General features: G+C 72.5%; 15 protein-coding genes. 7 read left to right on the top strand and 8 right to left on the bottom strand.

Going from position 1 to position 20177, the window contains the following annotated elements; genetic code table 11:
- Window positions 1–155: 155 nt before the first annotated feature.
- A complete protein-coding gene (locus tag AABA78_RS31575) occupies window positions 156–1022 on the bottom strand; it encodes an OmpA/MotB family protein (RefSeq protein ID WP_338268892.1) in 867 nt (288 codons plus the stop codon).
- Between the two features lie 71 nt (window positions 1023–1093).
- Window positions 1094–3691: a PAS domain-containing protein gene (locus tag AABA78_RS31570; protein WP_338268890.1), complete on the bottom strand. Its 2598-nt coding sequence runs from the start codon at window positions 3689–3691 to the stop codon at window positions 1094–1096.
- A gap of 216 nt (window positions 3692–3907) precedes the next feature.
- Between AABA78_RS31570 and AABA78_RS31565 the strand changes: the two genes are divergently transcribed.
- The gene (locus AABA78_RS31565) at window positions 3908–4756 is read left to right on the top strand and encodes an HAD family hydrolase (RefSeq protein ID WP_338268888.1); all 849 of its coding nucleotides are present in this window, start codon (window positions 3908–3910) and stop codon (window positions 4754–4756) included.
- Window positions 4757–4832: 76 nt separating this feature from the next.
- On the opposite strand, the gene atpA is transcribed toward AABA78_RS31565, so the two are convergent.
- The 3 genes from atpA to atpH form a co-directional block, all read right to left on the bottom strand.
- A complete protein-coding gene (gene atpA / locus AABA78_RS31560) occupies window positions 4833–6380 on the bottom strand; it encodes a F0F1 ATP synthase subunit alpha (RefSeq protein ID WP_338268886.1) in 1548 nt (515 codons plus the stop codon).
- Window positions 6381–6635: 255 nt separating this feature from the next.
- Window positions 6636–8117 (bottom strand): PAS domain-containing sensor histidine kinase, encoded by a 1482-nt coding sequence (locus AABA78_RS31555; protein ID WP_338268884.1) that lies wholly within the window; start codon window positions 8115–8117, stop codon window positions 6636–6638.
- Window positions 8118–8269: 152 nt separating this feature from the next.
- Window positions 8270–8812 (bottom strand): ATP synthase F1 subunit delta, encoded by a 543-nt coding sequence (gene atpH / locus AABA78_RS31550; RefSeq protein ID WP_338268882.1) that lies wholly within the window; start codon window positions 8810–8812, stop codon window positions 8270–8272.
- A 245-nt stretch (window positions 8813–9057) separates the two neighbouring features.
- Here atpH and AABA78_RS31545 point away from each other — a divergent pair, with 245 nt between their 5' ends.
- From AABA78_RS31545 to AABA78_RS31525, 5 genes are all read left to right on the top strand, one after another.
- Window positions 9058–10884 carry an Hsp70 family protein gene (locus tag AABA78_RS31545; protein WP_338268880.1) on the top strand — a complete coding sequence of 609 codons (1827 nt, stop codon included), beginning with the start codon at window positions 9058–9060 and terminating at the stop codon, window positions 10882–10884.
- Between the two features lie 93 nt (window positions 10885–10977).
- Window positions 10978–12150 (top strand): TIGR02266 family protein, encoded by a 1173-nt coding sequence (locus AABA78_RS31540; protein ID WP_338268878.1) that lies wholly within the window; start codon window positions 10978–10980, stop codon window positions 12148–12150.
- Window positions 12151–12276: 126 nt separating this feature from the next.
- Window positions 12277–14421 (top strand): beta-propeller domain-containing protein, encoded by a 2145-nt coding sequence (locus AABA78_RS31535; RefSeq protein ID WP_338268876.1) that lies wholly within the window; start codon window positions 12277–12279, stop codon window positions 14419–14421.
- A 76-nt stretch (window positions 14422–14497) separates the two neighbouring features.
- On the top strand, window positions 14498–15904 hold the full coding sequence (locus AABA78_RS31530) for an MATE family efflux transporter (protein WP_338268874.1): 1407 nt from the start codon (window positions 14498–14500) through the stop codon (window positions 15902–15904).
- Between the two features lie 99 nt (window positions 15905–16003).
- Window positions 16004–16648: a LysM peptidoglycan-binding domain-containing protein gene (locus AABA78_RS31525; protein ID WP_171415034.1), complete on the top strand. Its 645-nt coding sequence runs from the start codon at window positions 16004–16006 to the stop codon at window positions 16646–16648.
- 102 nt (window positions 16649–16750) lie between these two features.
- Here AABA78_RS31525 and AABA78_RS31520 read toward each other — a convergent pair whose 3' ends face one another.
- The 3 genes from AABA78_RS31520 to AABA78_RS31510 form a co-directional block, all read right to left on the bottom strand.
- Entirely contained in the window at window positions 16751–17464 is a 714-nt protein-coding gene (locus AABA78_RS31520; RefSeq protein ID WP_338268871.1) for an esterase family protein, read from the bottom strand.
- A gap of 63 nt (window positions 17465–17527) precedes the next feature.
- On the bottom strand, window positions 17528–18244 hold the full coding sequence (locus tag AABA78_RS31515) for a YqiA/YcfP family alpha/beta fold hydrolase (RefSeq protein WP_338268869.1): 717 nt from the start codon (window positions 18242–18244) through the stop codon (window positions 17528–17530).
- 36 nt (window positions 18245–18280) lie between these two features.
- Window positions 18281–18901 carry a hypothetical protein gene (locus AABA78_RS31510; protein ID WP_338268867.1) on the bottom strand — a complete coding sequence of 207 codons (621 nt, stop codon included), beginning with the start codon at window positions 18899–18901 and terminating at the stop codon, window positions 18281–18283.
- Between the two features lie 45 nt (window positions 18902–18946).
- Here AABA78_RS31510 and AABA78_RS31505 point away from each other — a divergent pair, with 45 nt between their 5' ends.
- Complete coding sequence (locus tag AABA78_RS31505) at window positions 18947–20098, top strand: AAA family ATPase (RefSeq protein ID WP_338268865.1); 1152 nt, start codon at window positions 18947–18949, stop codon at window positions 20096–20098.
- Window positions 20099–20177 lie beyond the last annotated feature (79 nt).

Below are 20177 nucleotides of genomic sequence, written 5' to 3'. Positions count from 1 at the left end.
CTGACGTGGCGCCGGGCGGTTTATTCACGCCGGGTCGTTTCCCCACGGCCGGACCGCCGCGAGGCCCGCGCCCGTGGTGCGGCGCCGGGCGGTCGATTCACGCCGGGCCTTCCCTCGCGGCCGGGCCGCCGTGAGGCCCAACCCACGCGGGCCCTTCAGCGGTGCGCGGTCTGCTTCGCCTTGGCCTTCGCCTGTCGCTTCACGGGGCGCGACGGCGGCTCCGTGCGGGCCACGGCCGCGCCCTCCGGCGTCACCGGCGTGGGGGACAGCCGCAGCGTGACGCGCCGGTTGCTGGCGCGGTGGGGCGGGCTGTCGTTGGGGACCAGGGGCCGGTACGCGGCGTGGCCCGTGGCGCTCAGTCGCTCCGGGGCCAGCTTCTCGCGCTCGGCCAGCTGGCGCACCACCGCCACGGCCCGCGCGGCGGACAGCTCCCACGCGGTGGTCGCGGGGCCGCCGGGCCCGGCGGGGAGCACCTCGTCGGTGTGGGCCTCCACCGCCACGCGGTGGTCCGCGAGCGGGCTCCGGAACACGGCCGCGGCCTGCTTCAACACGGCGGCCCCTTCCGGGGTCAGCGCCGTGCTCGCGGGCGCGAAGAGCAGCCGTTCGGACACCTCCACGCGCAGGGCGTCGTCCTCCAGCGCCAGCGCCACGTCGCCCGCCTTGAGCGCGTCCTTCAGCGACTTGCCCAGCGCCTCGAGCGCCGCCTCGCGACGCGTCCGCTGCGCCTCCGCGCTCTTGGCCTGGAGCTCCGCCGCGGCGCCGCCCCACTCCTGCGCCTGCTGCTGCCGCTCCAGCGCGCGCAGCCTGCGCTCCATGGCCTGCCGCAGCGTCTGCAGTTGCGCGACGTGGGCCTCGGACTCGGTGGCCTCGTGCTCCAGCTGCGCGCTCCGGGCCTCCAGCGCCTGGAGCGAGCGCGAGCCCAGCCACGCGCCCGTGGAGGCCACCACCGCCGCGACGGCCAGCAGCCCCCAGGGCAGCCACCGCCAGCGGCCGAGCGCTGCTTCGGTCCGCGCGTCGTCCATGGCCCCCAAGGGTAATGGCCCCCCAGGGGTGGGCGGCAAGGTGGGCGCCGTGCGACATGCGCCCGCCTGCCTCAGTCCGGCGCCGTCCCGGGCGGTTTCTTCCACCGGGGCAGGCGCAGCACGAAGCGTGAACCGGGCCCGCCCTCCAACGGCGCCTCCACGAGCAGGTCGCCGCCGTGCGCGCGGGCGAGCTGCCGGGAGATGTAGAGGCCCAGGCCCAGGCTCGCGCGCGCGTGCTCGCCGGTGTTGCGGGCGAAGCGCTCGAAGATGCGCTCGCGAGCCTCCGGGGGGATGCCGGGGCCCCAGTCCCGCACGGCGATGACGGCCATGTCGCCTTCGCGCTCCACGTGCAGCTCCACCGGCAGGCCCGGCGCGTACTTCATCGCGTTGGTGAGCAGGTTCATCAGCACCTGCTCCACGCGCGGCCGGTCCGCCAGCGCCACCACCGGCGCGTCCGCGTGCACCACCGCCACGCAGCCCGCGGTGGCCAGCGCCTCCTCCATCCGCGCCACCAGCGCGTGCACCAACGAGGACAGCTCCACCGCGCCCAGCTCCAGTGCCATCTGCCCCGTGCCCAGCCGGGCCACGTCGAACAGGTGCGCCACCAGCCGCGTCAGCCGGTCCGCCTGCCGCAGCGCCCCCGCGAGCCCCTGGCCCAGCCGCTCCGACTCCCCCGGCGGCAGCTTGTCCATCGTGCGCTGCAGCGACGACAGCTGCAGGTGCAGCGCGGACAGGGGCGTGCGCAGCTCGTGCGTCGCCACCGCCACGAACTCGTCGCGCGCGGCCACGGCCTGCTCCGCCTGCCGGTACAGCCGCGCGTTGTCCACCGCCAGCGCCGCGCGCCAGGCCAGGTCCTCCAGCTGCGACAGGTCCCGCATGGTGAAGCGCCGCGTGGGCGAGCACGTCGCGGCGCTCACCAGGCCCAGCGTGCGCCCGCGCGCCCTCAGCGGGACGATCATCACCGAGCGCGGGCCCAGCGCCTCCAGGGCGCTGCGGTGCGCGTCGTTGACGGCGAAGGCGCGCATGGCGGCCTCGTCCACCTCTCCCACCAGCTCCGAGCGCCCCGTCTCCAGCACCCGGCGCAGGATGGTGCGGGAGCCGGGCGGCGGCGCGAAGGGCATGGACTTCTCCAGCTTGGCCTGGAGCTCGTCGCTGCGGGCGCGGTGCTCCACGCGCTCCAGGTGTTCGCCGTCCTCGGCCAGCATGTCCACCAGGCAGTAGTCCGCCAGCTGCGCCACCACCAGCTCCGCCACGTTGCTCACGGTGGTGCGCCAGTCCAGGGACATGGCCAGCTGGGTGGTCGCGTCCGTGAGGAAGCGCAGGTGGTCCTCCATGCGGCGCTGTTCGGTGATTTCGCGCACCACGCCGCCCACGCCCAGCAGCTCCTTGCCGGAGCGCACGGGGAAGTACGTGGCCAGGAAGGTGCGCGGCTCGGGGCCCGCGACGTACTCCACCGGGTCGTCCACCACGGCCTCCTGCGACTCCAGCACCTCGCGCAGCAGGTCCTCGATGGGGCCGCCCGCCTCGCCCATCAGCTCGCGGGGCGTGAGGCCCAGGTGCTTCTCCAGGGGGATGCCGTTGTTCTCCGCGACGACCTTGTTGAGCCGCACGTAGCGCAGGTCCTGGTTCACGAAGCCCATGCCCACCGGCGACGCGGCGAAGAAGGCCTCCAGCATGGCCGCGGACGCGTCGCGCTCGCGCAGGGCCTCGCGGGCCTCGCGGTACAGCCGGGCGCTCTCCACCGCCAGGGCCGCGCGGCGCGCGAACTCCGTGGCGTACCCCAGGTCGCGCCGGGTGTAGCGGCGCGCGGGAGACGCGGAGACCAGGTTGATGATGCCGAAGCGCCGCCGGCCCACCGCCAGGGGCAGCAGCATGGAGGAGCGCGGCGCCAGCGTCTCCAGCAGCCGGCGGTGCTCGGGCGAGCGGGCCACGTCGTCCAGCCACTGGGGCGTGATGTCCGCGACGAGCATGGGCTTGCCCCGCGCGAACGCCTGGGCGAGCGGCGTGTCCGAGCCGGTTCGCGGCGGGTACCCCAGCGTCTGGTCGAGCAGCGCCTGCTTCCGGGGGTCCTTCGCGCTGAGCGCGAGCCGGTGCAGCTCGCCGTCGTGGCCCAGCACGTCCACCATGCAGTAGTCCGCCCACTCCAGCGTGGCCAGCCGCGCCACGGCCTTGAGCGTCGTCTCCCAGTCCAGGGACTCGGCGAGCAGCCGGCTCGCCTCGCTGACGAAGAACTCCGCGCGCTCGGTGGCCTTGCGCTCGGTGATGTCCACGTTGATGTTCACCGCGCCCACCAGCTGGCCCCCGGTTGAGTACAGCGGTGCCGCGGAGTTGAGGATGGTGCGGCGCGCGCCGTCCCTGCCGACGATGTCCACCTCCTCGTTGGACACGGTCTGCCGGCTCTTCAGCGTGCGCGCCACGGCCCACTCCTCGCCGCGCAGCCGCCTGCCGGTGCCGGGCCAGTACGCCTCGAAGGTGCCGAAGCGCTCCAGCCGCATCCCCGCCAGCGCGGCCTGTCCCCACAGCTCGCCGGCGGCGGCGTTGGCCGCGAGCAGGCGGCCCGCCGTGTCCACGATGACCACCCCCACGGGCAGCAGCTGCAGCACCGTGCGCAGCCACTCGTGCGGCACGGGTGTGGACTCCGCCAGAAAGGTGCCAGTCGGCTCGGACATGGGCGCGGAGCCCCCCTCCCCCGCGGGAGGTTCTAGGGTGGGGGTGGTGGGGACGGGGAACCACCCGACCCGGGTTGGAACCGGCTTTCCGGGAGTTGGCACCGGCCTCCACCCGGAGGCAGGGCAGGGGACTTGATTCGGAGCGGCCGACGGGGCGTCATTCGGGGCTTTCGTTCACGGCCGCGCTTCGGGCGGCCGGGCTTCAAGGACCGGTGGATGGCGATTGCTTGCGTGGTGCTGGACTTCGATGGGACCTTCACGGACGTGCTGGCGGAGGGCGAGCCCTTCCTGCGGCACTTCCAGGAGGCGCTGTACCGGGTGCTGGGGCAGGACGCGTCCCAGGCGTGGGCGGAGGAGGTCGCCGCCCTGCATGAGGGCGTGGACCAGTACGGCTGGGAGGTGGCGGGGCGCATCGTGGCGCCGGCCACCGCGGACCCCTACCTGACGGCCACCTGCACCGCGCACCGGCTGCTCCAGCGCTTCGGCAAGGGCGACGACGAGGCGGTGCGCACGGACACGGTGCAGACGCTGTACCGGGACGCGTACCGGCACTCGGCCACGGCCTTCAAGGCGGAGGCGAAGGAGGTGCTGGAGGCGCTGCTCGCCACGGGCCTGCCCGTGTCGGTGGTGACGAACGCGCACACGGAGCTGGTGGAGGCCAAGCTGGACAAGCTGGCCCCCAGGGGCCGCGAGCGGCTGAAGGTGTTCGGCGACGCGCGCAAGTTCCAGTTGGAGGACGCGCAGCCGAAGGACGCGCGGTTCGACGCGCTGCCGGAGGCGCTCCACCTGGACGGCGTCCTGGGCCGGCCGGTGTACCTGCGGCGCGGGCGCTATTTCTCCGCGCTCAAGCGCATCTGGGACGCCACGCACACGGGCCCGGAGTCCACGCTCGTCGCGGGCGACATCTACGAGCTGGACCTGGCGATGCCCGCCGCGCTGGGCGCGCACGTGCAGCTGGTGGAGCGCGCCAACGTGATGCCCTACGAGCGCGCCGCGGTGGAGCGCCTGGGCGCGCGCGGCAGCGCCGACAAGAGCCTGCGCGCCATCCTGCCCCGGCTGCGCTGAAGGCAAACGAAAAGCCCCGCCTCCCGGTGAAGGGAGGACGGGGCCGTCGTTACAGCACCGCGCGTGGGGCGCGAAACTAGACCTTGGCGCCCGGGGTCGCCTGGAACAGGTCGTTGAACTCCGCCAGCGCCTTGTTGATGTTCGCCTTGATGTCGGCGGTCAGCTCGCGCTTGGCGACCAGGTCCTGGACGATGTTCGGGTACTTGCTGTCCACGAACTCCAGCATCTCCTTCATCCAGCGGACCACGTCACTCACCGGCACCTGGCGGATCCACCCGCGCTTGCCGGCGTCGTCCTTGTTCGTCGCGGCGTAGATCTGGATGACCTGACGCTCGACGGACAGGGGCTCGTACTGGCCCTGCTTGAGCAGCTCCACCATGCGGGCGCCGCGCGCCAGCGTCTCCTGCGTGGCCTTGTCCAGGTCGGAGCCGAACTGGGCGAAGGCGGCCAGCTCGCGGTACTGCGCCAGCTCCAGCTTCATGGAGCCCGCGACCTGCTTCATGGCCTTGATCTGCGCCGCGGAACCCACGCGCGACACGGAAAGGCCCACGTTGATGGCCGGGCGGACGCCGGAGAAGAACAGGTCCGTCTCCAGGAAGATCTGCCCGTCGGTGATGGAGATGACGTTCGTCGGGATGTAGGCGGACACGTCACCCGCCTGCGTCTCGATGATGGGGAGCGCCGTGAGGGAGCCCGCGCCCTCCTCGTCGGACAGCTTGGCGGCGCGCTCCAGCAGGCGGCTGTGGATGTAGAACACGTCGCCGGGGTACGCCTCGCGGCCCGGCGGGCGGCGCAGGAGCAGGGACAGCTGGCGGTACGCCACGGCCTGCTTGGAGAGGTCGTCGTACACGATGAGGCCGTGCATCTTGTTGTCGCGGAAGTACTCGCCGATGGCGACGCCCGCGTACGGCGCGAAGTACTGCATGGGCGCCGGGTCGGACGCGTTCGCGGCGACGACCACCGTGTACTCCATGGCGCCGTACTTGTTCAGCTTCTCCACCACCTGCGCCACGGTGGACTGCTTCTGCCCGATGGCGACGTAGACGCAGTAAACGCCCAGGCCCTTCTGGTTGATGATGGCGTCCACCGCGACGGCCGTCTTGCCCGTCTGACGGTCACCGATGATGAGCTCGCGCTGACCGCGGCCCACCGGCACCAGCGCGTCCAGCGCCTTGATGCCCGTCTGCAGGGGCTCGTGCACGGACTTGCGCTTCACGATGCCGGGCGCCTTCACCTCCAGGCGGCGCTGCTCGGTGGACTCGATGGGCCCCTTGCCGTCCAGCGGCTGGCCCAGCGCGTTCACCACGCGGCCCAGCAGGCCCTTGCCCACCGGCACGGAGGCGATCTGCCCGGTGCGCTTCACGACATCGCCTTCGCGGATGTCCTTGAAGTCACCCATGATGGCGACGCCGACGTTGTCCTCTTCCAGGTTGAGGACCAGGCCCTGCACGGCGTTGGAGAACTCCACCAGCTCGCCGGCGAGCGCGCCCTCCAGGCCGTACACGCGGGCGATACCGTCGCCCACGGACAGCACGGTGCCGGTCTCGGCGACGGTGACCTTCTTGCCGTAGTCCTTGATCTGCTCCCGGATGATTCTGCTGATCTCGTCGGCGCGGATTTCCATGGGCGTCTAGCGTCCTTGCGGAGGGGGCGGCCTGGAGGAACGGGGTGGGGCCGCCACGAAGCTTGATGTACCGGGTGGCCCCCTATCACGGCCAGCGGCCCCATCGCAACGCACCACGCACCCGGGACTTCCCCCACCCCCGCGCCCCTTTATCGCGGACGTAAGCCGGTGGCCCGGACGTGGGGGGCCCCGCCCGCCCGCAGGCCCGGCGGCTTGGAGTCAGGAACGGCTTGGCTCGAGGGGGACCGCCCGGCCTCAGGGGCCGGACGTGGAGGGGGCGTCCTCGCGGGGCAGCCACACGATGAAGCGGGTGCCGTCCGCCGCCCCCGACTCCACGGAGATGCGCCCGCCGTGGGCCAGGGCGATCTGCCTCACGATGAAGAGCGACAGCCCCAGCCCGTCGTCCGCGGCGCAGACGGCGCGGTGCTTGAACGGCTCGAAGAGGGTGCCCTGGTACTCCGGCGGCACCCGGCAGTCCGGGTCATGCACCTGGACCGTCACGCCGTCCCAGCGCCCCTGAAGTTGGAGCACCACGGAGGAGGACACCGGGCCGTGGTGCAGGGCGTTGCCCACCAGCGCGTCCATCAGCTGGAAGAGGCGCTCGCCGTCCCAGGTGCCCTTCAGGTCGCCGCCGGTGACGAGCCGCAGGTCGCGGCCCGGGTGGGCGGTGCGCCGGTCCGCCACCACGCGCTCCGCCAGCTGTCCCAGGTGGACGGGGGCGGGGTGCACGGGCAGGCCGTTGGACAGCCGGGCGCGGGTGAAGTCCAGCAGCTGGCGGATCAGCCGTTCCACCCGGCGCACGCCCTGGCCCACCCGCCCCACCTGCTCGGTCAGGCCGTCCGGCAGGGACGGAGCGTGCTGGAGCGCGAGCACGTCGCAGTGGAGCATCTGGAGCGGGGCCTTGAAGCCGTCCCCCGCCGCGTCCAGGAACTGGTCGCGGAAGTGCTCCATCCGCATCAGGCGCTCCTCGGCGGCCTTGCGGATGCTCACGTCCCACACCGCGCCCATGCGCACCGCGCGGCCCTGGAACGTCGCGTGCCTGCCCATGACCTCCACGGGGATGCGGCGGCCGTCGCGGTGGAGCACCGCCAGCTCGTACGGGGCCTCCACGCCGCGCTCCATCACGTCGCGGGCGGGGGCGCGGAACTCCGGCGCCACGCAGTCCAGGATGCTCCGGCCGATCAGCTCCGCCGTCTCGTAGTAGCCCAGCAGGCGCCCCAGGCCGGGGCTGATCTCCAGGAACTGCCCGCGGTCGTGGAAGAAGTACCCGTCGCAGGAGATCTCCACGATGGAGCGCATGTGCTCCTCGCTCGCGCGCAGCGCCGCCTCCTCGCGCAGGCGCGCGGAGGTGTCCCGCAGGAGCAGCATCACGCCCGCCGGGCCCGCCGGCATCGCGCTCACGGTGAGGTGGCGCAGCGTGCCCACCTCGCCGAAGCGGCCCTGCACCAGCTCCTCCGCCACGCGCTCACCGGACTGCGCCCGCGCGAGCAGCGGCGACAGGGGCGGCGCCAGCCCCGGCCACGCCTCCGACAGGAAGCGCCCCACGCAGAGCGCCGACGGCCGGCCGCAAAGCTGCGCCAGCAGGTCGTTCATCCACACGAGGCGGGAGTCGCCGTCCACCAGCGCCACCCCCCAACCCGGCGCGTTGAGCAGCGCTCCCAGGAAGGGCAGGGTCTCCTCGGGAATCCCCGGGGACGGAAGGGCTCCGGGAAGCCGTTGGAACACAGGCTGCGGCATGGGCGGGTCGTCTCGGAAAACGCGGGCTTGTCCGCGTTGACCAGAAGTATACCCATTCCCGGAGCCGACGGGAAATACAGGTTTGACTAGGACTGCGGGGCAACCTGGACAACCCGGCACGTGGGGCGCACCGGGAGTCCTAGGGGGGCCGGCTACTTCAGCTGACGGCGCATCTCTTCCAGCTGGGTGCGCAGGGTGCCGTCGTAGAGGGTGCCACCGACCTGGGCGGCCACGCCGCCGAGCACGGACGGGTCCACCTTGGTCTCCAGCACCACGTTGCGCTGGGTGAGCTGCTGGAGCGACTGCTGGAGGCGGGAGACGGCGTCGGGCGACAGCGGCGCGGCGCTGGTGACCTGGCCCCGGATGCGGCCCGCGCGGGCATCCGCCATGTCGCGGTAGAGCCGGGCGATGTCGGGCAGGTAGCCCAGGCGGTTGCGGTCCACCAGCAGGCGCAGCGCGTTGGCCAGCGCGGGCTCCGCGGGGGAGGGCATGGCCTTGAGCAGGGCCTCCACCACGCTGTTGCGCTGGGCGCGGCTGTAGGCGGGGTTGAGCAGCACGTCCGACAGGTCGGGGCTCTGGCCCACGACGGCGGCGAAGGCGTTGAGCTGCTCCGCGACGGCGTCGGTGCGGTTGCCTTCCGCTGCGACGTCGAGGATGGCGCGGGCGTAGCGGCGGGCGATGGAGACGTTCACCATGACGCTGGCGCCCTTAGCATGGGGCGTCCCTGGCGGCAATGATGCCGGCGCGGTGGCCGCCCGGGACCTCCCGGGGTCTGGATGTGGCAGGCGGGGAAGCGTGCACGGGTGGGCGCTTCGGGTGTGTGCTGGTGGCCGTCCAGGGGCCCCGTGAGGCAGGCCTCCGCCCGGCAACGGACGGCCTGGGTGCGACAGGACTTGGCGGAAGCGGGCCCTTACCCGTAGCGTGGGACCCACCCCTCGCCATGCAAGAACCTGTCATCGGCATCGACCTGGGCACCACCAACAGCGTCGTGGCGACCGTGGAAGACGGCCGTCCGCGCCTCATCCCCTCGCGCTCGGGAGGACGCCTCACGCCCTCGGTGGTGGGCCTCACCCGGGCGGGCGACCGCCTGGTGGGGCAGCCGGCCCAGGCCCTGGCGGAGGAGCACCCGGACGCGGTGGTGTGGGCCACCAAGCGCTTCCTGGGCCGCCGCTACACGCCGGAGCTGGTGCAGCAGGCGAAGGCGGTGGTGCCCTACCCACTGGTGGCCGGCCCCACGGGCGACGTGCGCGTGAAGCTGTCCGGCCGCGTGCTGCCCGTGGCGCAGGTGTCCGCCTTCATCCTGGGCGAGCTGCGCCTGGACGCGCAGGCGCACTTCGGGCGCGACGTGCGCAAGTGCGTCATCACCGTCCCCGCGAACTTCGACGACAACCAGCGCCAGGCCACGCGTGAGGCGGCGGCCATCGCGGGGCTGGAGGTGGTGCGGCTGGTCAACGAGCCCACCGCGGCGGCGCTGGCGTACGGCCTGTCGCGCGGCTTCGAGGGCAGCGCGCTGGTGTTCGACCTGGGCGGCGGCACCTTCGACGTGTCCATCCTGGACGTGAAGGCGGGCGTCTTCGAGGTGAAGGCCACCGGCGGCGACCACGCGCTGGGCGGCGAGGACTTTGATCAGCGCATCGTCCAGTGGCTGCTCGCGCAGGTGGAGGACTCCTTCCAGGAGGCGGTCTCCAAGGACGCGCAGTCGCTCAGGCGCCTGAAGGTGGCGGCGGAGGCGGCCAAGCGCGAGCTGACCGAGTCCGAGGAGGCCACCATCTCCGTGTCCGGCCTGGGCGACCACACCTCCGGCGCGAAGCGCTTCACGGAGATCAACACCGCGCTCACGCGCAGCTTCTTCGAGACGCTGTCGGAGCCGCTGTCGCGCCGGTGCCTGGACGTCTGCAAGAGCGTGATGGCGGAAGCGCGCATGGATCCGCGCTCGGTGGACGTGGTGCTGCTGGTGGGCGGCATGACGCGCGTCCCGCTGGTGCGCCGGCTGGTTGCGGACTTCTTCGGCCGCGCGCCCTCCACGGACGTGCACCCGGACGAGGCCGTGGCGCTGGGCGCCGCGGTGCAGGCGGACGAGCTCATCCGGCAGGCGGGCCAGGCGCTGCTCCTGGACGTGGCCAGCCAGAGCCTGGGCGTGGGCGTGATGGGGGGCCGGGTGAAGCGGCTCATCCCCAAGAACACGGGCGTGCCGGTGGTGGCGCGCGACATCTTCTTCCCGGGCACCTCCGGCCAGGCCGAGGCGCGCATCCCCGTGTACCAGGGGGAGAGCGAGTTCCAGGACGAGAACCACAAGCTGGGCGAGGTGGTCCTCAAGAACCTGCACGTCGCCGCGCGCGGGGAGACGCCGCTGGAGGTCGTCTTCGAACTGTCCGGCGAGGGCATCCTCGCGGTGAAGGCCACCGACCTGACCTCCGGCCACATGGAGCTGGTGCGCCTGGAGGCGCGGGCCACCCTGCCGCAGGGCGAGGCGGAGAAGCTGGGCCAGGAGCAGTCCCACTACGCCCAGGCGCAGGGCGTGGTGGACGCGCGCAAGGCGGAGGAGACCTTCCGCAAGCTGCTGGAGCGCGGGGAGAAGCTCGCCCGCCTGCTCCAGCAGAGCGCCCGGGAGAACCCCAGCCCGGAGGCCGAGTCCGCCGTGGGCACCGTGCAGCAGCTGCTGGTGGGCGGCAAGGACGCGCTGGCCGCCGGTGACGCCGCGCAGTGCGCCCTGATTGCCCGTCAGCTCACGAAGCTTCTGTCCGGTCGCGCCGAGCCCCGAGGCTGACATCCCGCGTAACGTGAAAAAGGCGTCCACCAGCGCACGTTGTGGCGCCAGGTCCGTGGTGCCTTTCGCGGAGTCCGTTTATCTCCGGGAGTCATGATGACCCCCGGCTTTTCTCCCCGCCCGAGAGACCTGGTCTTCGTGGTGGACGACTCGCGGACGGCGCGGGACGTGATGCGGCTGCACCTGTCGCGCATGGGCTGCGACGTGGTGGGGCTGGAGGGGGCGGATGCGTGCCTGGCGGAGCTCGCGCAGCGGACGCCGGCGCTGATCCTGATGGACCTGCACCTGGAGAAGCTCCAGGGGGACGAGGCCTGCCGCGCGGTGAAGGCGCACCCCGCCGGGCGCAACGTGCCGGTGGTGATGTTCACCGCCGCGGACGAGCCGCATGAGGTGATGCACTGCGGGCGCGCGGGCGCGGACGACTTCCTGCCCAAGCCGGTGAGCCAGGAGGCGCTGGCGGCGAAGGTGGCCGCGGTGCGCCTGTCGCGCGAGCGCGCCTGGACGGGCCCGCCGCGTGGGCGGGGCGTGCTGCTGGTGGAGGGCGGCCGCTTCCTGCACACCTTCCTGGGCGGAGCGCTGGAGCACGAGGGGCTGCACGTGCTCTACGCCAAGGACCTGGACGACGCGGCGACGCAGGCCGTGGCCCAGGGCGAGCGGCTGGACGGCTTCGTGGTGGACGTGTCGCGGCTGCCGCGCGAGGCCCTGGCGCTGGCCACGCGCCTGCGCGAGCAGTTCCCGCGCAAGCCGCTGGTCCTGATGTCGCGCGTGGAGGAGGCGCCGGACGTGCTGGCGCGCGCGGAGGAGCTGAGCGGCGCGCCGCTGCTGCTCAAGCGGCAGCTGGGCGCGGACGAGCTGCTGGCGAAGGTGATGGCTCGCCTGTCGCCGGGCACGGTGCCGCTGAGGGCCGCGGAGCGCGTGCCCTTCTTCACCGTGGTGGAGTTCAACACGCAGGGCGGCCCCTCGCTCAGCGGCTTCAGCCACGACGCCAGCCCCCAGGGCCTCTTCGTGCGCACGCTCACGCCCGCGCGCGAGGGCTCGCGGCTGTCCCTGCGCCTGGTGATGGCCGGGCAGCGCACGCCCTGCGAGGCGCAGGCGGTGGTGGCGTGGTGCAACCCGCCCGGGATGGGCAGCGCGTTCCGCTCGCAGACGGGCATGGGCCTGCGGCTGGAGGGCATGGACGCGCAGCTGCAGCAGCGCTTCGTGCGCTTCGTGCCCCAGACCCTCGGTTTTCCCACCGCGGGTCCGGTGCGCGCCTCAGGTTTCTGAGAGCGGCGGGTACCTCCGCGCGCCTTCCAACCCCCCGCAATCACACACACCGGACACCGGATTCCCCCCTGGCATGCGCGTGGCAAAGCGCTGCGCCCCGCGAGGCTTTCGAGGGAGGAATCACGCATGCGTTGGAGTCTTTTCGGAACGGTGGGGCTCACGCTCCTGGCGGTGGGGTGCGGCGGCGGGGGGAACAAGGCGCCGGACGGCCTGGACAACGAACCGGTGCAGCAGTCGCTGAAGCTGGAGTCCTTCAACGAGTGCGCGGCGCTGGAGCGGTACATCGAGGACACCGCGACGAAGCAGATGCGCGCGAGCCTGGAGCAGCAGAAGCCCGGCTATTGGGACCGCTTCGGCCGGGGGCGCGGCGGCGTCGTCTTCGGCCCGATGCCCGCGGAGGACTCGGCGGGCGGCGGGAACGTGACGTCCGGCGGCGGCAGCCAGGCGCCCAAGGACTCCACCGGCACCAACAACCAGGTGGAGGGTGTGCACGAGTCCGACTTCGTGCAGAACGACGGCACGCGCATCTTCGTGCTGTCGGGCAACCGGCTGTACGCGCACCGCTCGTGGCCCGCGGAGCAGCTCACGCTGGCCTCGACGCTGGAGGTGGAGGGCTGGCCCCGGGAGATGCTGCTCGACGAGCACCAGCGGCTGGTCATCATCTCGCAGGTGGCCCAGTCACTGCCGGGCGTCCCGGCGAAGACGAACGGAGGGGTGGGCGGAGGCATGGCCCCCATCGCGGACATCGCCTGCTACGGCTTCGGCTGCGGCTACTACAACGCCGACAGCACCAAGGTGACCACGGTGGACGTGTCGGACGTGGCGCACCCCACGGTGGTGGATCAGGTCTACCTGCCCGGCGTCTTCAACCAGGCGCGCCGCGTGGACAGCAACGTGCGGCTGGTGCTGTCGGACGCGTTCCGCTGGCCGGAGGACGTGAAGTTCTGGGTGGACTACTCGGAGGACCTCTACAGGGACGAGGACAAGCTCACCCAGGCCATCGACGCGCTCATCAAGAGCAACGAGAAGAGCATCCGCGCCAACACGCTGGACCAGTGGCTGCCCGCGGGCCGGCACGTGGACGCGGCGGGCGTGACGACGGCGCTGCCCACGTCCTGCGGTGACTTCTACCGGAGCAACGCGCCGTCCGCGCTGGGCTTCGTGACGGTGGCCTCGCTGGACCTGGACGCGCGCACCGCGGCGCCGGGGCGCACCAGCCTGGTGGCGGAGCCGGGCACGGTGTACGCGTCCAAGCAGTCGCTGTACCTGGCGCACCCGCATTACTGGTGGTGGCCGCTGCCCGGGCAGAAGGACTTCACCTACCTGCACAAGTTCGACCTGAGCCAGCCGGGCCGCGCGGTGTACGCGGGCTCCGGCACGGTGGAGGGCACGCCCGTCAACCAGTTCGCCCTGGATGAATACGAGGGCGTGCTGCGCATGGCCACCACGGTGACGACGCGCCTCCCGGAGCCCGAGCACGAGGACTGGTGGTGGGGCCGCACCACCACGGCCAGCCGCGTGACGACGCTGGGCGTGAAGGACGGCCACCTGACGGAGCTGGGCCGCAGCGAGGACCTGGCCGACGGCGAGCGCATCTTCAGCGCGCGCTTCGTGGGCAACCGCGGCTACGTCGTCACCTTCCTCCAGGTGGATCCGCTCTTCACCTTCGACCTGAGCGACCCCGCCCACCCGCGCAAGGTGGGCGAGCTGAAGGTGCCCGGCTTCTCCACGTACATGCACCCGGTGGGCGACCACCACCTGCTGACGCTGGGCATCCACCGGGAGCCCAACGGCGGCTGCTGCGGCACGAGCACGCTGAAGCTGTCCCTCTTCGACGTGGGCGACCTGGAGCACCCGACGGAGGTCTCCACGCAGCTGGTGGGCCAGGCCTACGGCTGGAGCGAGGCCCTCTACGAGCACAAGGCCTTCAACTACTTCGCGGCCAAGGGGCTGGTGGCCATCCCGTTCACGGACTACTCCGGGTCCTACTCGTCCCCGGAGAACTACTGGCAGGGCTTCCGCACGGAGCTGCGCGTGTTCCGCGTGGACTTGGCGGCGGGCCTCTCCCCGGTGGGCGCGGTGCCCATGTCGGACCTGTTCAAGTCCGCGGGGATGCCCCAGTGGAGCTACTACTACGTGCCGGACGTGCGCCGCAGCGTGATGGCGGATGACTACGTCTACGCCATCAGCGACGCGGGCGTGCGCGTGTCGAAGGTGGACAGCCTCCAGACGCCGCTGGTCACGGTGCCGTTCCAGGCCAGCACGCCCTGACGGAGAGGGGGGCAGTCAGGCGGGAGGGGGGAGCGCGTCGCTTGCGCAGACGCGCTCCCTTCCCTATAGGCCCGCCATGCCGCCCGAAGCCGCTGAACCCTCCCTGCCGTCCTCCCCCCCGGCCCGCGGCATCCGGGGGGAGCTGCGCGCCCTGCTGAACCTGGCCATCCCCCTGTGCATCGCGCAGGCGGGCCAGTCCCTCATGAGTGTGACGGACACCTTCATCGTCGGCCGGGCGGGCACGTCCGCCCTGGCGGCGGTGGGCCTGAGCCACGCCCTCTTCTTCGCCGTCAGCAGCTTCGGCATGGGGCTGATGATGGGCGTGGACCCGCTGGTGTCCCAGGCGATTGGCGCCGGCAGCCCGCGCCGCGCCCGGGACGTGCTCTGGCAGGGCGTGTGGCTGTCCGCCTTCGTGGGCGTGGTGCTGTGGGCGGTGCTCATCACCGCCCCGGCGGGCCTGCCGTGGGTGGGCGTGGCGGAGGAGCAGATCGTCCAGGTGCGCGCCTTCCTGCACTTCCGCGCGCCCAGCCTGCCCCTGATGCTCATCTTCCTCACGGTGCGCGCGTACCTGCAGGCCATCGGGATGCCCCGGCCGCTGGTGGTGTCCGCCGTGCTGGCCAACGTGCTCAACGTGATGCTGGTGCCGCTGTTCGTCTTCGGCGGCGCGTCACTGCCCGAGTGGGCGGGGCCGCTCACCCACGTGCCGGCCATGGGCGCGGCGGGCGCGGCGCTGTCCACGCTGTTGTGCACGGCGATGGAGGTGCTCATCGTCGCGCGGGCGGTGCAGGCCATCCCCGTGCCGGGCACGCCGTCGCGCAAGCCGGTGAAGGCGGACCAGCTCCGGGCCTTCAGGGTGGGGCTGCCCATTGGCCTGCACATCGCGGCGGAGGTGGGCGTCTTCGCGCTCGCGGGCGTGCTGGCCGCGAAGCTGGGGACGGTGAGCGTGAGCGCGCACCAGATTGCCCTCTCCTTCGCCAGCCTCACCTTCACCATGGCGCTGGGCATTGGCAACGCGGGCAGCGTGCGGGTGGGCTGGGCCGTGGGCGCGCATGACACGCCGCAGGCCCGGCGCAGCGGGCTGATGGCCTTCGCCCTGGGCGCGGTGGTGATGTCGCTCGGCGGTCTGGTGTTCGCGCTCTTCCCCCGGGGCCTGGCGAAGCTGGCCGGAGCCCCGGAGGAGGTGCTGCCGCTCCTGCTGCCCCTGCTGATGGTGAGCGCCATCTTCCAGGTCTTCGACGGCGTGCAGGGCGTGGGCGCGGGCGTGCTGCGCGGCGCCGGCCAGACGCGCTTCACCTTCGTGGCCAACATCGTGGGCCACTACGCCGTGGGCCTGCCCCTGACCCTGCTCCTGGGCTTCCACCTGGGCATGGGCGTGCTGGGCATCTGGTGGGGCCTGTGCGCGGGGCTCATCACCGTGGCCGCCGCCGTGCTGTGGCGCTTCTGGCGCGTCAGCGCCGGCACCCTGCGGCCCCTGGAGGGCTGAAGGAGGGTGTAGCCTTCCAGTGCGGCTGAAAACTCCAAGAATCTTGGAAACGGCCGCAACCTGGATCGGGAAGTCCCGAGAATTGGCGCAGGAGCTTACATGTCCAACTACCGCATCCGTCCTGGCGACACCCTCTCCGCACTCGCGCAGCGCTTCGGCACCACCGTCTCGAAGCTGGCGAAGGACAACAACATCTCCAACCCGGACCTCATCTTCTCGGGCAACAACCTGAAGATTGGCCACTCGGGCACCAGCAGCTTCGACTCCGGTGGGGGACGTCAGGGTGTGCGCGGCGGCGGCACGGGGAACACGGGCGGCGTGGACGTGGGCGGCCCGACGGGCGCGGGTCCCAGCAACGCGAGCGCCACGATGCGCCGGCTGGCGGAAGCGGGCCGCGCGGCGGCGATGGGCATGGGCGGCTACAACAGCCAGGGCCTGTGCGCCACGGGCGTGAGCCGGGCCATCCGCAACGCGATGGGCATCGGCGTGTCGGGCAACGGCAACCAGATCGACAACAACCTGCCGCGCGACAAGTTCAAGCAGGTGGACATGACCCTGGAGGAGGCGCTGAAGATTCCGGGCCTCATCCTCACGTGGGAGAAGACCTCGTCGGCCGCGGGCAGCATCTACGGCCACACGGCCATCACCAGCGGTGACGGCCACTCGTCCGCCAGCGACTTCATCGAGCGCAACACGACGAACAACGGCCGCACCGGCCTCAAGATCTTCATGCCCATCAACTGAGCCGCGCCACCACGGTGGTGCCTCGCGCGAGCCTCCGGGTCCTTCCGACCGGGGGCTTCGTCGTGTCTGGAGCCCCAGGCTCCGGAGCCCGGGGCGCGGCGCTCAGGCCGGCAGGTACTGGCGGATCATCTGCCGCCACACGGGCCAGTCGTGGGTGCCGCCGTCCCAGATGGACAGGTCGTTGCGGATGTCCTTCTGCCAGAGGAGCTTGGAGAGGTTCTCGTTGGAGGGGCGGCAGAAGTCGTGCTCGCCCACGGCCAGGGTCATCTCCACGCGGCGCAGGGCGGACAGGCGCCCGGGGTCGTTCAGGCCCGGCAGCCACTGCGGCGCGGTGTGGAAGTACACCTGTTCGTCGTGGTGGCCGTCGAGGAAGTCCTCCGTCTCGAACTTGCCGCCCATGGAGATGAGGCGCTGGAAGACGTCCGGGTGGCGCAGGCCCACGTTGTACGTGTGGAAGCCGCCCAGGCTGCACCCGGCGAGCGTGAGGCGGCCTCCGGCGGCGCGGCCCCGCACGAGCGGCACCACCTCCTGCACCAGGTAGTCCTCCCACTGGGCATGGCGGGCCACGCGCACGGCGGGGGCGACGGCCTTGTTGTACCAGGACTCCTCATCCACCGAGTCCACGCACACCACGACGTAGCGGCCCGCGGCGATGCCGTCCGCGATGGCGCCGATGAGGCCGAAGTCCTCGGCCTGGTAGAAGCGGCCCTTGCTCGTGGGCACCAGGATGACGGGCTCGCCCGAGTGCCCGTACACCAGCACTTCCATGTCGCGGTTCAGCCGCGGGCTGTGCCAGCGGTGGTATTCGCGGTTCATGGCCGCCAGATTAACCGGCGCGTCCGGGGCGCGAATCCGCCGGCCACATCGGACGTGCTCGGGTCAGCGGCCAGTGAACACCTGCCGGGCGGGCTCCACACCCCGCCACGGCGTGAGGAAGGCATCCGCCTCCCTCGCGATGAGCTCCAGCGACGCGGTCAGTTCGTGGCCGTCATCCACCTCCACCAGCCGGACGTGGCGCTTGTCCCTGGCCCACTCGCGCGAATAGCGCACGTCGCAGGTGTCATCCTGTCGACCGTGGATGATGAGCGTGGGCACGCGCACGTCGGGCCAGGGGCCGCGCTTCGCGTCCAGGGCCTGGGCCTCCTCCACGATGCCGTGGTGCACGCGCGCGCGGCGCTTCTCCGCGTGGTCGTCCGTCTCCAGGAAGCCCGTGCGCTTCCACTCCGCCCAGGCGTTGGGGCCCATGCGGCGCTGGAGCTGCTCCACGAAGTGGAAGGCGGGCGCCAGCAGCACCAGCGCGCTCACGCGTGCGTCCGCTTCCGCGGTGCGCGCGGCGACGAGCCCGCCCAGGCTGGAGCCGATGACGACCGCGCGGTCATTAGGGGCGCCCAGCGCGTCCCGCACGGTGTCCAGCATGGCGTGCAGGCCCAGGTGCTCCAGTGACGGCACGCGCAGGTTGAGGCGCGTGAGCGTGATGCCCTGCTTCGCCCAGTGCGCGTCCAGCCAGACGCCCTTGGCGGAAGCCGGGCCGGAGGCGAAGCCGTGCAGGTAGAGCCAGCGGGGACCGGAGGCGGAGGTGGAGGGCGGCGCGTTCATGGGCGCGCACTGTATCCGTCCCCGGCCCCGCGCCCGCTAGAAGCGCAGCACGGGCCCGGCGACGATGCTCTGGAGCGGCTTGGCGCACATGTTCACGCTCACTCCCGCGCTGGCGCTGGTGTCGTCCGCGTCCTTCGTGAACTTCACGTCGCAGAACTGGAGCGCGGTGGCGATGGAGATGCCCCACCGGTCGGAAATCCAGCCGTCCACGCCCACGCGGAAGGCCATGCTGGTGACGTCGAAGTCCTCGCGCCGCAGCTGGCCCGCGCTGTTGGGGGTGAAGGGCTGTGACCAGCTCTTCGCCAGCCGCGCGCCCACCCACGGCGTCACCGGCTTGTCCCCCAGGAAGCGCAGGCGGGCCTCCAGCCCCACGGCGGTGTAGTCCAGCTGCACGTGGCTGAGCTCGGACGGGTTGTTGGCCTCCGCGAACTGCTGGCCCCAGGTCTGGGTCGTCTCGAAGACGGCGCCCAGGGACAGGCCGGGCGGCGTCTCCACGGCGAGCCAGGCCTGGAGCGCGGGGCCCTTGGCCCGCCAGTCGCTGAAATGATCCAGGGTGATGCCCGCGCCCACGGACGCATAGCCGTGCCACCCGTCCGCGCCCGCTGGCCCCGCGCCCAGCACGCCCACCACCGCCAGCCACTTCCACTTCGTATCCATGCCGCCACTGTATGCCGGACCGGGGGCGAGGCTAGGCTGGCGGGCATGTCCGTTTCTTTCGAGGTCGCGGCGGCCGAGGTCCGCGACGCGCTCACCGACGCAAGCCGGGGGCTGGTGGAGCGCGAGGCGATGGTGGAGCTGGTGGCGCTGTCGGCGGTGGCGGGCGAGCACCTGCTCGTCGTGGGGCCGCCGGGCACGGCCAAGAGCGAGGCGGTGCGCAGGACGGCGCGCGCCCTGGGCGGTGGCTACTTCGAATACCTGCTGGGGCGCTTCACGGAGCCGTCCGAAATCTTCGGGCCGGTGGACCTGCGCAAGCTGCGCGAGGGGCGGGTGGAGACGGAGACGGCGGGCATGCTGCCGGAGGCGGAGGTGGCCTTCCTGGACGAGGTCTTCCTGGGCTCCACCGCCATCCTCAACACGCTGCTGGGCCTGCTCAACGAGCGCACCTTCCGGCGAGGCCACACGCGCATCCAGTGTCCGCTGCGCGTGTGCGTGGGCGCGTCCAACGCGCTGCCGGAGGACGACGCGCTGGCCGCGTTCGCGGACCGCTTCCTCGCGCGCATCTTCGTGGAGCCGGTGCCCGACCCGCGCCTGGAGGAGCTGCTGGAGGGGGGCGCGTCGCTGTGGGCGGACGCGGCCCCGCGCGTGGCGTCGCTGGAGTCGCTGGACGTGGTGGCCCATGCGGCGCGAGGCGCGGACCTGGGGCCGGTGCGGCCGCACCTGGCGCAGGCGCTGCGGACGCTGCGCGCGGCGGGCATCGCGCTGTCGGACCGGCGGGCGGTGAAGGTGCAGCGGCTGGTGGCGGCGGCGGCGGCGCTGGCGGGGCGGACGACGCCGGGCGTGGCGGACCTGTGGCCGCTCGTCTACGCGGTGCCCACGAAGGAGGCGCAGGCGCTGGCGCGCGACGTGCTGCGCGACGTGCTGTCCGCGTCGGAGAACCCCGCGCTGCCGGCCGCGGCGCTGGAGGCGAGCGCGGGGCCCCTGGCCCGGGCCCAGCGCATCGCGCAGGCGGGGCACGCGTTGCTGGCGGCCCGGCCCGAGGACGGGGACGCGGTGGCCGCGTGGCGGCTCAAGCTGGAGGGCGTGGCGCGCGAGATGGACGCGGGCTTCGCGCCGGAAGCGCTGCCGGAGGCGTTGCGCGCGCTGCGCGGCGCGGTGGCGGCGGTGCTGGAGGACGCGAGCACTCGCGCGGCGTGAGGCGGCCCGGAAATCCTTCCGGAAATCCGGTGGAAACCAATCCCTGCGGTGGCCCGTACCTTTGGCTGCCAGCGGGACG

The organism is Corallococcus caeni (assembly GCF_036245865.1).
Classification (GTDB): Bacteria; Myxococcota; Myxococcia; order Myxococcales; family Myxococcaceae; genus Corallococcus; species Corallococcus caeni.
The sequence above is the reverse complement of the archived record's forward strand: the minus strand, read 5'-3'. Positions and strand labels throughout refer to the sequence as shown.